Source organism: Streptomyces mashuensis (assembly GCF_014654785.1).
GTDB classification, from domain to species: Bacteria; Actinomycetota; Actinomycetes; order Streptomycetales; family Streptomycetaceae; genus Streptomyces; species Streptomyces mashuensis.
On record NZ_BNBD01000002.1, the window covers coordinates 276214 to 288902 of the forward strand.

Here is a 12689-nt window from a genome sequence, read left to right on the forward strand (position 1 = left end):
GTGCCGCACGACGCAACAGCACTGCATGTCGCACGCTCCTCCACCCCGCACACCTGGGAGGCCCCTTGATGAGCCCTGCCACAGCCGTCGCCCCGGCCCCCGCAACGCTTCGGCCGCAGACGCCGCACGCCTTCGAAGTAGCCATCGCTCCGGACCCCGTACGCGTAGCCCACATGCGGCGCATCACCATGGCGTTCATGCGGCACTGGGCCGTGCCCATCCAACTGGCCCGTGACGTGGTGGTCGTCGTCTCGGAACTGGCCACGAACGCGATCCAGCACGGCCACGGCGCCGTGAGGCTGCGCATCCGGCACACCTGCAACGAGCTGCACGTCGAGGTCACCGACGACAACCCGGCCCCTGCCCGGCTGCAAGCAGCTGCGGACGACGACGTGAGCGGCCGCGGTCTGTTCCTCGTCCACGTACTCGCCCGTGGCTGGGGCGCCAGCGAGGACGGCCGGACCACATGGGCGACCTTCTCCGTCCCTGCCGGGAGATCGTAATGGTCGCCGTCGACGAAGCGACCGCCGCCGAGCTGCTGAACCGGCCGGTCACGCCCGAGGACGAGGTCAAGCTCAGGATCGCCCACCTCCTGTCCCGTTCCCTGGCCGACGAGGGGATCGGTGATGACCTGATCGACACTCTCGAGGAAGCCATCGGCGACCGGCCCGGCCCTGCCGCCCCCGTACGTAAGCTCGACGCCTTCTTGATCCGCTTCGGCTTCCCCGTCCCCCGGCAACGGCCCCCCAAGGTCGCACCACTCAGCAAAGGGGACGCCGCGCGGATCGCCGACCGGTTCCGCCGGGCGACCCGCCAGCTCATGCAGGTCGTCCCGCACCGCGTCTCGATGTACCCCACCGAGGAACTGCGCCACCTGCTTGCCCTGCGGGACGAGCAGCCGGCCCCCGAGGACGCGCTGTCCTACCTGCGCCGGTACGCCCTGGCGATCCTTGCCGTCCTGGACCTCATGGGAGACGACGCCGAATGACGCGCGCTCCCCTCACAGACGTCGGGCACCGTCCCCACCCGGGCCCGACCCCCGCCCGGCGCTGGCAGCACGCGGCTCTCTACACCCCTCCCGGAGGCCGAAGCACCCCAGTGCCGGGCGGAACCCCCGCCGCCTCGCCTTCCCTCCTCGGCGCATTCGCCCTCGCGGTCCTGCACCGAACGTGGCTTCGGCGGCGACCGGCGCCCGTCATACACCGCCTTGCGGCCGCCGAGGAACAGCGGTTCGCCGTGCTGTGCCAGCAGATCTCCGATGTACGCCGAGGAGCTAGACAGTGACCACCACGACCGTCTTGAAGGTCGTCCTCGCGCGCCGAGAGCGGCAGATCCTCCAGGGCCTGGCCACCGGCAACGCTCTCTCGCAAGTCGCTCTCGGACTCAAGATCCGTGAGGGCACGGCTGCGGGCTATCTGAAGCTGGCGAAGAGCAAACTGCACGGCGTAAGCGAGACCGCCTCCGCCGTCGCCGTCGGTTACGCCCTCGAAGCCATAGACCGACCGCCGCTCCGAGACCCCAAGACGCTGTTTCTGCCGCGCGAACAGCAGGACCTCGTCCCGCTCATCGCACGGGGCATGGCGCCCGCACAGATGGCCACGGAGCTGGACCGGCCGGTCGCGGTCGTCCGCGCAGACGGCCGCAACCTCCTCACGAGTCTCCAGGCCCGCAACCGATCCCACCTGATCACCCGCGCGTGGCAGTTCCAGAGACTCACCGCGGACGAGGTGATCGCATGGCTTCGCTGACCGCCGCCGTCCCCGGCAAGGCCGAGATTCGAGCGCACGTCGACATGGTGCTCGCCTGGAATCTGAATGGCCCCGCCCTTCCAGCCCTCGACAGCGCACTGTGCATGATCGAGCAGTTGACCGACTACGGGCGGATCGTCGCCAATGACCTCCGTGCCCAGTGCCTCAAGGTCCCCGCCGACTCGGACGCCAGGCACAACGCTCAGGCCACCCTCGGCGAAGCGTCCCGACGTCTTCACCTCCCACCCCCATACCGCACACCGCAGGCGGCCGGACGCCGGGCACAGAACATCGCCCGCCTCGTCAACGCGCTGCTCCGCGCTGTCGGGGAGGTCAGCCGGGAACAGGCGCGCACGCGCCGTCACCAGCAGGCCATCACCCCTTCTGAAGGGCGAGACGCCTGATCGACGAGCGTCCCATTGACCCGCCAGGCCCGACGCCTCACCTCTGATCCAGGCGTGCGCCTACGACCACATCATCCTGCGAACCCGTCCCTCACCGACCAGGCCGCACGACGCTGGCTCTCTCCGTGGCCCACTGATCCACGCCGTACGAGACAGGAATATGCCATGACCGTACCGATACAGCCGAAGCGATGGGTCAGTCTTGGAGTGTTGTTCGGGGGGCACACCTCTTACGCGACGCCCCCGCCCGTTTTCGCGCCGTGGCAGGCACCAGCCCCGCCCCCGACGCCGAGCCCGCAGACCGCCGAACAGGGCCCGGCCGAGGAAACGATGCTCGCGGCGGGCTACAAGCCGAAGGTGCCGTTCCCCGGTGCCCGCTCCAGGCCCTGGCCGAGCGAGTGCATCACCTGCGGCGCATCCCGCAAACCTTCGCTCCAGGACGTGGAACGAGGTATGAGGTGCAAGCACATCCGGCGTAGGTCCGCCACCACCAGCCGATGAGGAGGGCGCGGCCTCCGGAGCGGTACAAGGTGTTCCAGTGCAAGCTGTGCCCGAACAAGGGGACCGACCGGCAGATTCGCGGGGTCGGCGCGCGGATGGCGGCGTACCGGGTGTGCAGTTCCTGTGACTTCTGGCTGACGTGCCTGGGCTACATGATGCTCGGTGACCAGGACCCCGACGGCCGCCGCGCCTTGAGAATCGACGGCCGTCATTACCTGACGTGGACCGACGAACAAGGCTTCCCGCCCGAGATCGGCTACGCCGGTGCGGAGGTGTGCCGCTACGTGCTGTTGGACGATCCGACGGGCGCCGTGCGCGTGTCGCACCGGATCTGGCTTATGGGCACCATCCCCGACGCGTTTCGTGACCGAATGCCCGACAACGCTGTCTTTGCTCCGGCAGCGTAAGCGGTCGGTGAGGGGGCCGGGGTGCTGGTCGGCGTTGTCGGCCGGCTGGTAGCCGAGGGTGTCCCAGCCGGTGCGTGGCCACCACGACCACGGCTGGCGAAGGTGTCCCTCGTCGCCTTCACCGGCCGCCCGCTGGTGCGGTCTACCAACCGTGAACGGAGAACGGCTCACCTTTGAGGTAGTGGGCGATCCCGAGGGCGTTGTACGGGACAGTGTTCCCTGGGAGCTGGTCGGGGCGGTGCCAGGAAATACCCGCGCATTTGTGAGGCTCGGCGTTGGTCGGCTGGCCGTCCCACTGGGTGGTGGCGAAGAACCAGCCGATGCGGGGATGCCCTTGCGGGTTGCGGTAGTGCATGACGTGCACGGGGCGGAGGGCGGCGGCAACGATGCGGACGCCGACTTCTTCGCGGGCTTCGCGGACGGCGGCGTCGAGGACGTTCTCGCCGGGGTCGACCTTGCCGGAAGGGAGGTTGAGCAGGCCGTCGGCGTACCCGGTGCCGGCGCGTTCGGCGAGCAGGATGTGGCCGTCGCGCTTCAGGATGACCATGGCGTCGATGACGGTGGTGTGCGGCATAGGACCCTCCCAGCGGCGATCTGTACGGTCGGGACCCTAGCGGCCGCAGTTGCGTCAGGCGGCGAGTCCCCGTCGTTCAACCTGTTCGGCGGTCCACCGGACACGCCCGGCGGTGTCCAGGCCGGTGGGGAGCTCGGCGAGGCGGACGCCGGAGTCCTGGCAGGCGGCGAGAACGGCGTGGTCTGCGTCGTCCTGGAGGCCGAGGACCTTGGTGCGGAAGCGGTCGCCGCCGGCTTGCTGGTCGAAGCGGTCGCGGCAGTAGATGACCAGGTCGTACGCCTGGGGCATCCAGGCCCGACACATGCTCTCCATCGCGTCCAAGACTGCTGCGGTGCCGGGGTCGGCGGGGTCGAGGACGAGGCGGGCGAGGGCGAGGACGTTGGCGGGCGTCTTGTCGGTGATCAGTAGCCGGTGGTTGCGGGCGGCGCGGAGCGTGGTGGTGAGCTGGAGAGCGAACAGGTCGAGCTCGGCCGCCAGGTCGAAGGTGCCCTGGCCGTGTAGGACGATCGCTTCCATGAAGGGGCTGGTGCGGGCAGGCTCGCCGGTGCAGGCAACGTTCACGCCCTGCTCGCGGTAGTGGGCGGTCAGCGCGTGCACGAAGGTGGTCTTGCCGGCGGCCTGGGTGCCTTCGACGGCTAAGACCGCGCAGTCGCGGATGGGCACGGTTGTTCCCCCAAGAGGTCGGTGAAGGTCGGTGAGGTGAGCCAGTCCCAGGCGTCGGCGGCGTGGTCGGCGAGGGTCTGGTTGACGTTGAGTCCGCCGCGGGGCTCCCAGTGACCGAGTCCGGCTGTGCGGGCGGCGACGTAGGCGGTGGACAGGGAGTGGCGGACGTTGAGGACGCTGATCTTCTCCCGCGCGGTCGGATCGGCGTGCTCCAGCCAGCGGCGATGCAGAGCGGTCATGGAGGTGCCGCGCAGTTCGGGCTGGGTGACGTCCAGGCCGAGCTCGGTGCACACGTCCACCAGTCGCCGGGACGCGCCGGTCAGTAGGTGTCCGGCGTCGAACCGTGTGTCCAGGTAGCGCGCGCCGTCCTCGCCCGGTGTGCGGCGCTGCTTCCATGCTCCGCGGGCTGCCACCAGGGGTTCGTGGAGTTGCTCGGCATTGGCCTGAAGTACGGCAAGGTCGGAGCACAGCTGGTGACCGGTGATGATGTCGGCGCTGTCGACAGCCGTGCACACGGTGTCGGCTGCACAACGGACGAGGGCCGCTGTCTCGCTGGTGTCCTCGACGTAGGTGCTGGTGTAGCCGAACGGGAGCTTGCTGAGGTCGACGGACGTGCCGGTGGTGGGGAGGTCCAGCCAGACGAGGGAGTAGCAAAAGGGGCGATTGCCGTTCTTAACGCGGTAGTTCTTCGTCCACTCCACGTCGAGAGAGGCGATGCGGACGGTCCCCGAGGGCTTGCGCGGCGGCCGGGTGGGACGGGTGAGGTTGCTGCTGATGATCACGCGGGAATCTCCGTGGGTCGGCGGTCGGGCCGACCCGGCTGGCCGCCCGACCGCCTTAGGGACGCTACTGGTTCATGACCTTGACGGTGCCGGAATCGGGCCCGTAAACCTGCGGCAGGACATGCCACGCCTCCAGCGCCAGGGCTTCGCTCAGGCGGAACGGTGCGGACCAGGTGAGCCGGTTCATCGCCTTGCCGCCGAGGAGGGCGGTGGCAAGGGCCTGGCCGAGGATGCCGGCCGCGAGCTGCTGTACCAGCAGCTCGCGCGCCTCGCTGATGGCGGCGAGGTCGTCGTGCGCGGCCTGGACGACCGAGACGTCCTGGAAGGCGGCGAGGTTGGCGCCGAGGTCGATGCCCTCGGCGTTCGCGGCCTGCGTGGGCAGGTTGTACCGACCGAGGTCGCTCGCGGTGTCCACCAGGGGCGCGGTGCCGCGTTCGCGGACCGTGCGGTCCTTCCACGCCTCGCCAACGGCCGTGAACCCGGGCAGCCGCCCGGCGGCGACGGTCAGGGTGACGTGCAGGTCATCGGGGAAGGAATGCCAGGCGAGGCCGGCGGCCTCGCGCCGGGCCTGGACGAGGATGCGATCGGCGAGGCTCACGAGGCCAGGGGTGTCCTCCGCCGTTTCGGCGACGGCGACGTGGAAGCCGAAATGCAGCGTGCCCGGCTCCACCGCCGTGGCCTGCGTACGCTTGACCGGCACGAACACCGCCGCCGCGCTCACCGGGACCGGCTCGCCCGCCTCGTCGGCCCACTGCATGGCCATCCCGGTCAGCAGCTGCACCTGCTTGGGAAACGGGCGTTTGTCCGCACCGTACGGGGTGTCGGACCAGCTCAGGTTCGACAGCTCCCGCACCGTCAGCGCCCCGCTTCGGTGTGGGTGGTCGTGCGGATCGAGCGCCCGAGGTACTTGGCGAAGTGGTTCTCCTTGAACCGATACCGCTCCCAGATCGCCTCGATGGGCTCCTCGAGGACGTTGCCGAGCCGCTCCCACAGGTCCGGGGCGTCGTAGACCGGCCAGGCCCGTGCGACGCCGTTCGGCTCGATCACGATCATGTGGCCCTCATTCTCCGGCGTCCACGTCGTCATCCGGAGCGCGGGCCGCCATCCGTGGATCGTCCGCAGCTCCGACAGCCGCGCGAAGGTCTCGGCGGCCTCGGTGTCGGAGATGAACTCGTTCTCGTCCAGATCCAGGGCGTTGCCCTTGCGCAGCGGCATGATCAGCTTGACCTTGCCCGCCTCGAGGACGTCGGCGATCTGGCAGGTGAACGGCAGGGCGGAGAGCGTGGAGCGGTAGACGACGGCGGACAGCGACAGGGGGATGCCGGCGTCCTTCAGGGCGTGGACGCCAGCCATGATCTGGTCGTAGTTGCCGCGTACGCGGGTGGTGGTGGTGCGAGGACCTTCCAGGCCGATGTTGGCGAAGGCGATCTTGCCCGCGATGCCCTTGGCGTGCTGGAGACCGTGGGTGGCATTCGTCGGCACGGCCAGAATGTGGTCCTCGTAATACATGTCGACGATTTCGCCGAAGTCCTTCCGCATCAGCGGCTCCCCTCCAGAGAGGAAGATGCGCGGCACCCCCGCCAGGTGGAGCCGCATCAGCTCCAGCTCCTTCAGTGTGGGGTCGGGGATCTGGAGGGTCTCCGAGCAGAACGAGCAGCCGAAGTTGCAGCGCTTGGTGACCTGGACAATCACCGAGAGCGGCGCCCGCGCGGCCTTGACCGCCGCCTTGAGGTCCAGGTTCTGTTCGGCGGTGAAGTGGTGGCCCCAGTTGGAGAAGGCCAAGCCCGGGGTGACCAGCTGGCTCCTGCTAGCCGGAATCGCCGGCATACCGAGATCAGTCATGTCCTTTTCTCCCTCGATCGAAGTGGAGCGGAGCACGTCGGATCGTGCGCGACACTGCCTCGCCCCGGCGGGAGCCGCCCGTACCGGGGCGAGGAGTCTGGGCACTGAGGAGGAGGTGACGAGCCTGACGGTCTGGGCCGGTCGTCACTCCTCCGCGGTGAGGGCCTTGAGGAAGTCGGTGTTCGCGGCCGCGTCGTGGCTTAGGCGGAATGCGGTGCGGGGCAGGCCGGTAAGCATGCCGAACGCGGTGCGCAGCCCAGCCCCGCCGTTGTCCGGGAGCAGCCCGAAGACGTCGGGGTAGCGGTCCTCGGACGCGGCGGTGAAGAAGTCCTCCTCCCGCAGCATCCGCTTGTCGTCCAGCAGCTCGGGCTCCGCGTTGGGGGTGATCTGCGGGAACAGGAAGCGCTCGGCCGGGCCCCGGGTGGTGAGGGTGAGCTGGAGCATCGTGGCGAGCTGGTCGGGGAAGAACTGCAGCTTCAGCTCCCGGCCGTTCTCCCACTGCGGGGTGCGCTTGCCGGCCAGGAGAGCATCGGTGACACGCTGGTCCTGGGTCGGGTGGAGCCGGTCGCCGGCCATGAACCGGGCGCGGACCTCGTCGTACAAGCCGAGCGCGTTGAGGAGGCCAAGGCCGACGGCGGCCGCGGAGGGCCACGGCAGGACGCTGACGGTGCCGTCGACGGCGGCGCGCACGAAGACACGGTCGTTCGCCAACAGCCCCAAGCCCTGCCGGGCGAGGGTGAGCGCGACGGTGGTCTTCCCGGCGCCCTTGTTTCCGAGCGTCAGCAGGACAGCGCCGTTGCCGCGGGTGACCGCCGAAGCGTGGAGAATGACCCAGCCGTCGGTGAGGAGCTGCCCGCGCACGCTCTCGCGTGCGAGCCGGGCGGCGGCGAGCGCTACGGCGACCTCGTCGGCGCCGACGATCCGTACGGTGCCGTCCGGGCGGGCCTCGTAGGCGAGCTGCTGGTCGGGCTGCGCGGCCCGTACGGCGCCCTCCGGGGTGCGGGTGTGGACCATGGGGGCGCGGGCGTACTCGGCCTTCTCGTGCGGGGCGTCGAGAACGCTGCGGGTCAGCATCTCGGCCGTCTCGGGGTCGATGTCGGCCCGGACGGTCCGCTCGGCCTGGTCGGCGTCGGTGGTGCTGGTGGCGTGCCACCAGGGGCCGAAGTAGCGCAGCATCCAGTCGGTGACGAAGCCTGCGTTGCTGGTGACAATCACCGCGTGGTGGTCGGCGCTGATACGCGTCGCATGGGTCATCAGGTTGGTACTCCTTCGGTGAGGTGAGCGGGGAGGCTGTCGTAGGCGGAGCGCACCTTGGCGCGTGCGGCGGCCAGCGCGCGGGCCTCGCCCGGCGATAGCGGCGGGAGGCACACGCTGGGCTGCCCGGCGGTGAAGTGCAACGGGATTCCCAACCAAGTCCCCTCATGGTTGACGGACAGTTCGATGAGTCCATCGGCCAGGCCAAGGGTGTGCTGAAGCGCGGCGAGCACGGCCCCGGCGCATCCGGCGCGGGCCCGGCCCAGGCCAGCGGTGATGCGCTGGGGGCGGTCGGTGAGGGCGGCATGCAGGGCGTGCACCGGCACGCGCGCAGGCATTCCGGCGACACGGGTGGTGGAAGCACAGATCACCGCCTGGTCGCCGTGCTCGCCGATCACCCGGCCGTCGACGACGTCCACGGGGACGCCCAGGTGCTCGGCGAGCAGGAGCCGGTAGCGGGCGCTGTCGGTGTGGGAGCCGACGCCGTAGGTGCGGCGGCAGCCGGAGGTCTCGGCGAACAGCCGAGTGAGCACGTCGACGGGGTTGGTGACCACGATCACGGTGCCGTCGTAGCCGCCGAGGTCCCGGGCCAGGGTGTGGATGACGGGGGCGTTCGCGGCGAGCCCGCCCATGCGCACGTCGCGCTCGTGGCGGTTGGTGAAGGCGGCGCGCGGGGCGAGCACGATCGCGTGGCAGACCCCCATGTCCGCGACCTCGACCGCGTGCGTCCTGACGGGCGAGCCGCTGACCTGCTGCAGGTCCTCCAGATCAGCGACCAGCGCCGCCGCCGAGTCCCCGGTGCGGGAGGAGATTAGGACGCGGGCACACCAGTCGGTGGCCGTGAGCAGCATCGCCACGGTCTGGCCGACCGCCCCGGCCCCGACCACGCCGATGGTCACCTTGCGGCCGGTCACCGGACGGCCTCGCTGACGACCTCGGCGAGCGCGAGCCGCCACATCGTGCCCGGCTCCGTACCGGCCTCCAGCAAGGAGGTCACCCGGTCCAGCACCCGCAGCACACCGCCGGCCGAGCGCCGCGTTGAGTCGCCGAGGTCGGGCAGCATCAGCCCCGGCGGCGCCGTCACGTAGGTGGTGAGGATGTTCGTGGTGTCCATCAGCCACAGCAGCCCCAGCTGCCGCAGCCACGCCTGGCGGGCGCCACGCTCCATGCCGAGCGTGCGGGTCGCCACGAACTCCGCGATGCCGTCTGCGACCCCGCGGGCTGTGCCGTACGGCGGCGCGGAGACCAGCAGGAGCAGGAGCACGCGGGAGAGGAGCTTGGCCTCGTCCGTGCCGGCACGGCCCCGGGCGAGCCCCGGGTCGAGGAAGACGGGCCGGCCACTGGGGCCGTCCGGGAAAAAGACGTGCTCCGGCTTGAGGTCCCCGAAGGTGACGTGCATGACGCCGTCGCTGGGCTCGGCGAACCGAAGACGCCGCAGCCGGGCCACCACCGCGGCGATGTCCTCGGCGACGTCCCCGGCCAGCCGCATGTACACCGGGCCCGACAGCCCGTTGAACTTGCGGGCGAAGACCGCGTCGATAGCCCGCTCACCGATCGCGATCCGCTCCAGCCCGCGCACCACACCGGGCCGGGACAGGCCCTCGTCCAGCTCGCCCATCACCTTGCCCAGCAGCTCCGCCGTCAGCGCAGGCTGCTGGACTATCAGCTCCTCCAGGGTCGGCCCGGTGACGGCCTCGGTGAACAGCACCCCCTGCCCGTGGTGGACGACAGCGGGGACACGTAAGGCGGACTCGCGGCGCAGGAGCCACAGCTGCGCGGCCTCACGCTCCAGCAACGACCCCGGCGTGGCGACGTACGCGGACTGCCGCGCCCGCACGGCACCCCAGTCGCCGCACGTGCCACGCAAGAGCGACACGAGCGAGACGCCGAGGAACGACAGCTTCGCGAACAGCTCCTCGTCCCCGATACGGACCCGGCGGACGTAGGTGGTCACCGAGGCGGTACGGGCGCCCAGGCACACGACTGCGCCGGGGGCGAGTTCGGCGGCCGCCGAGCGGATCTGGCCGGCCGCATAGGCGAACACGTCTGCCGCCACCGGACGCGCGGGCGATGCGAGAGCGGGCATGGTCGTCCTCCACGCAGGTTGAGTACGTCAGCGGAAAGAGGGGGCGCACCGTGGAAGGGCACAGGTCACCTGGTCGGCGAACGCGTTCCGGGCCGCCGAGACCGACCAGCATCGTCACCACCGGGCCCGGCACGCCAGAGGTGGAGGTTTGCCAACGAAACCGGAAAACCTCACCTGCCCCAGTTGCCACACCCGCGCCATTCCGTCCCAAGGGTGCGGCCGGGCGCGGCGTGGGAAACCGCGCCCGGCTGTCCTCCTTCATGCAGCCCGGAAGGACTGCCTTTCGGGGCGCCGCCAACAGTCAACTCCCGCCAGGGCACGGGCGGTACTGTGTGGGGCTGGCGGAGACGTATATCGCGTATATCGAGGCTGGCCATGACCAAGCGCACGCCGAACATGCAGCTCAAGGCCCTCATCGATGAGAAAGGGCTGCCGTACGAAACCGTCGCCCACGCCGTCCGCCTCGTCGCAGCCGAGGCCGGCGAGAGGTTACGCACTAACCGCTCCACCGTCGAACACTGGGCCTCCGGCGCACGCCCGGCAGGCGACACCCCCCGGTACCTCGCGGAAGCCCTGTCCCGATTACTCGGACGCCTTATCACCGTGGACCAGGTGGGCCTTTCCCAAGGCGTAGCTGATGATGACAGCATCGGACTGTCCATCGGTCCCGACCCGGTCGAGACCTTGGCCCAGATCGGGAAGGCAGACGTGAACCGCCGACGCTTCCTCGCCACCAGCGCCTACTCCGTGGCCGCCGCTGCTCTTCCCCTGAGCTACGTCCACGAGGTAGCCGATCGCACCGCCGCCGCCCGCAGCGGTGCCATCGTCGGCGACGCCGAAGTCGCCGCGGTCCGCGACATGATCCGCGTCTTCACCGCCATGGACGAACTCCACGGCGGCCAGCACGGACGCTCCGCCCTCGTCCAGTACCTCATGTCCGACGTCGCCACCCTGTGCCGGGGCCGCTTCCGCACCGACGACGCCCGCCGCCAGATGCTCTCCGCCGCCGCCTCCGGTGTCCACCTGGCCGGCTGGAAGAGCTACGACGCCGGCGAGCAGGGCCTCGCCCAGCGCTACTACCTCCAGTCCTACGCCCTTGCCGTCGAATCCGGTGTCCCGGGCCACGACGGCTTCGTCATGCGCACCATGTCCCAGCAAGGCATGAAGATCCACCGCGCCGAGCACTGCCTGGCCCTCGCCGAAACCGGTCTCGACCTCGTCAAGGGCCGCGTCGACCCCGCAACCGAAGCCCTCTTCCACATCACCTGCGCCCACGCCCTGGCGAAAACCGGACAGCGGCAGCAGGCCGTCCGCGCCGTCGAACACGCCCACGCTCGCCTGGAGGCGGGCCAAGGGGACCCGGCACCGTTCTGGGCCCTGTTCTGGGGACCGCACGAGGCCACCGTCCGTAGCCGGACCGCCAAGGTCTTCGCCACCCTCGGCGACCCGCACAACGCCGCCCAGCAGTACGCCCGCGCCGCCGCCACCCGCCCGCCGGGCACCTACGCCCGCATCATCGCCCTCGACCTCGTCGCGCAGGCCGAACTCGAGGCCGCCCAGGGCAGCATCGAACAAGCCTGCGCCACCTGGGGCCGAGCCCTGGACCACATGGACGGCGTCGCCTCCGTCCGCACCCGCAAGGCTGTCGAGAACATCCGTCGCGACATCGCCCGCTTCCGCGCCCGCGGCCTACGCTCCGCAACCGAGCTCGACGAACGCGCCTGGAACTTCCTCAGCACCAGTAGCAGATGAGAGGGACAACCGGGCGCTTACCCAATTAGACGAGAACGAGCTTGGATTTCCGGTCAGGTCGCCTGTCACCTGGGGGCGAGGTGTAACAGATCCAGGGTCAGTGACGTTCCGCGCAATGAAAGGGGGTGGCGCTTGTGTCAACCCCGACCAGCGACACGGCGCGGAGGAATGGGTGACGACTGCTACTGCTCCCCTCTCACCGGCATCGGGCCGGGCCTTCTGGCAGGAACCCCTGTTCCCGTCAAAGCCCGCCCTGGCCTCACAGGCTCCGGTGATGAAGGTGGAGACGAAGGCAGCGCCGCCCGCGCCTCCCGCTGCGCCCGCCGTACCGCCACAGGACCTGTCGCACACCTGGGTGGTTGCCGCTGAGATCCAGGTCGAGCAGCGCATCGCGAGCATCGCCGACTTCCGGGGTTCCTTCAAGGCAACCGCTGGCCAGCGCGTCGACGCCCTGGAGGTGTACTGCAAGGGCTGCCGACGCCCGTACGACGAGGTCAAGGGCGAGGACTGCGCAGAGAAGGTGGACAACAGACACCTGATCGGCGGGGACCAGTCGACGCGCAAGAAGCGCAAGCTCCCGCCGCCCCCGACGGGGACCAAGATCATCCCCCGCGAGAAGGTCCAGCGGCGCGGCATCAGCGCATACATGGCCGGAGTCACCCGGCCCCGCTGACTA

Annotated in this window: 15 protein-coding genes; 7 read left to right on the top strand and 8 right to left on the bottom strand. The window is 70.1% G+C overall.

The genetic code is table 11. The annotated features are described in order from the left end of the window. Nucleotides 1–68: 68 nt before the first annotated feature. The 5 genes from IE305_RS06460 (at nucleotide 69) to IE305_RS06480 (ending at nucleotide 3060) form a co-directional block, all read left to right on the top strand. Nucleotides 69–503, top strand: coding sequence for an ATP-binding protein (locus IE305_RS06460; protein ID WP_190128463.1), 435 nt, complete (start codon nucleotides 69–71; stop codon nucleotides 501–503). Continuing rightward, the gene (locus IE305_RS06465) at nucleotides 503–988 is read left to right on the top strand and encodes a hypothetical protein (protein ID WP_190128464.1); all 486 of its coding nucleotides are present in this window, start codon (nucleotides 503–505) and stop codon (nucleotides 986–988) included. Before IE305_RS06460 ends, IE305_RS06465 begins: the two co-directional genes overlap by 1 nt. Nucleotides 989–1280: 292 nt before the next feature. After that, the gene (locus tag IE305_RS06470) at nucleotides 1281–1748 is read left to right on the top strand and encodes a LuxR C-terminal-related transcriptional regulator (RefSeq protein WP_190128465.1); all 468 of its coding nucleotides are present in this window, start codon (nucleotides 1281–1283) and stop codon (nucleotides 1746–1748) included. After that, on the top strand, nucleotides 1736–2152 hold the full coding sequence (locus tag IE305_RS06475; RefSeq protein ID WP_229890657.1) for a DUF6415 family natural product biosynthesis protein: 417 nt from the start codon (nucleotides 1736–1738) through the stop codon (nucleotides 2150–2152). The genes IE305_RS06470 and IE305_RS06475 overlap by 13 nt, the downstream gene beginning before the upstream one ends. A 530-nt stretch (nucleotides 2153–2682) precedes the next feature. Beyond that, the gene (locus tag IE305_RS06480; protein ID WP_190128466.1) at nucleotides 2683–3060 is read left to right on the top strand and encodes a hypothetical protein; all 378 of its coding nucleotides are present in this window, start codon (nucleotides 2683–2685) and stop codon (nucleotides 3058–3060) included. 142 nt (nucleotides 3061–3202) lie between these two features. Here IE305_RS06480 and IE305_RS06485 read toward each other — a convergent pair whose 3' ends face one another. From IE305_RS06485 to IE305_RS06515, 8 genes are all read right to left on the bottom strand, one after another. After that, nucleotides 3203–3634 carry an NUDIX hydrolase gene (locus IE305_RS06485; protein ID WP_190128467.1) on the bottom strand — a complete coding sequence of 144 codons (432 nt, stop codon included), beginning with the start codon at nucleotides 3632–3634 and terminating at the stop codon, nucleotides 3203–3205. Between the two features lie 54 nt (nucleotides 3635–3688). Next, nucleotides 3689–4297, bottom strand: a complete 609-nt coding sequence (locus IE305_RS32840) for an AAA family ATPase (RefSeq protein ID WP_229890658.1) — start codon at nucleotides 4295–4297, stop codon at nucleotides 3689–3691. Then, a complete protein-coding gene (locus IE305_RS32845; RefSeq protein WP_229890659.1) occupies nucleotides 4270–5079 on the bottom strand; it encodes a hypothetical protein in 810 nt (269 codons plus the stop codon). The genes IE305_RS32840 and IE305_RS32845 overlap by 28 nt, the downstream gene beginning before the upstream one ends. A gap of 64 nt (nucleotides 5080–5143) precedes the next feature. After that, the gene (locus IE305_RS06495; RefSeq protein WP_190128469.1) at nucleotides 5144–5932 is read right to left on the bottom strand and encodes a hypothetical protein; all 789 of its coding nucleotides are present in this window, start codon (nucleotides 5930–5932) and stop codon (nucleotides 5144–5146) included. A gap of 2 nt (nucleotides 5933–5934) precedes the next feature. After that, entirely contained in the window at nucleotides 5935–6921 is a 987-nt protein-coding gene (locus tag IE305_RS06500) for a radical SAM protein (protein WP_190128470.1), read from the bottom strand. A gap of 144 nt (nucleotides 6922–7065) precedes the next feature. Further along, nucleotides 7066–8175, bottom strand: coding sequence for a phosphoenolpyruvate carboxykinase (ATP) (locus IE305_RS06505; protein ID WP_190128471.1), 1110 nt, complete (start codon nucleotides 8173–8175; stop codon nucleotides 7066–7068). Next, nucleotides 8175–9089: a lactate/malate family dehydrogenase gene (locus IE305_RS06510; protein WP_190128472.1), complete on the bottom strand. Its 915-nt coding sequence runs from the start codon at nucleotides 9087–9089 to the stop codon at nucleotides 8175–8177. The genes IE305_RS06505 and IE305_RS06510 overlap by 1 nt, the downstream gene beginning before the upstream one ends. Continuing rightward, the gene (locus tag IE305_RS06515) at nucleotides 9086–10261 is read right to left on the bottom strand and encodes a hypothetical protein (protein WP_190128473.1); all 1176 of its coding nucleotides are present in this window, start codon (nucleotides 10259–10261) and stop codon (nucleotides 9086–9088) included. Before IE305_RS06515 ends, IE305_RS06510 begins: the two co-directional genes overlap by 4 nt. A gap of 375 nt (nucleotides 10262–10636) precedes the next feature. On the opposite strand from IE305_RS06515, the gene IE305_RS06520 reads away from it, so the two are divergent. After that, the gene (locus tag IE305_RS06520; RefSeq protein ID WP_190128474.1) at nucleotides 10637–12013 is read left to right on the top strand and encodes an NsdA family TPR-like regulatory protein; all 1377 of its coding nucleotides are present in this window, start codon (nucleotides 10637–10639) and stop codon (nucleotides 12011–12013) included. A gap of 274 nt (nucleotides 12014–12287) precedes the next feature. Further along, on the top strand, nucleotides 12288–12686 hold the full coding sequence (locus IE305_RS06525) for a hypothetical protein (RefSeq protein WP_229890660.1): 399 nt from the start codon (nucleotides 12288–12290) through the stop codon (nucleotides 12684–12686). The last annotated feature ends 3 nt before the right edge of the window (nucleotides 12687–12689 follow it).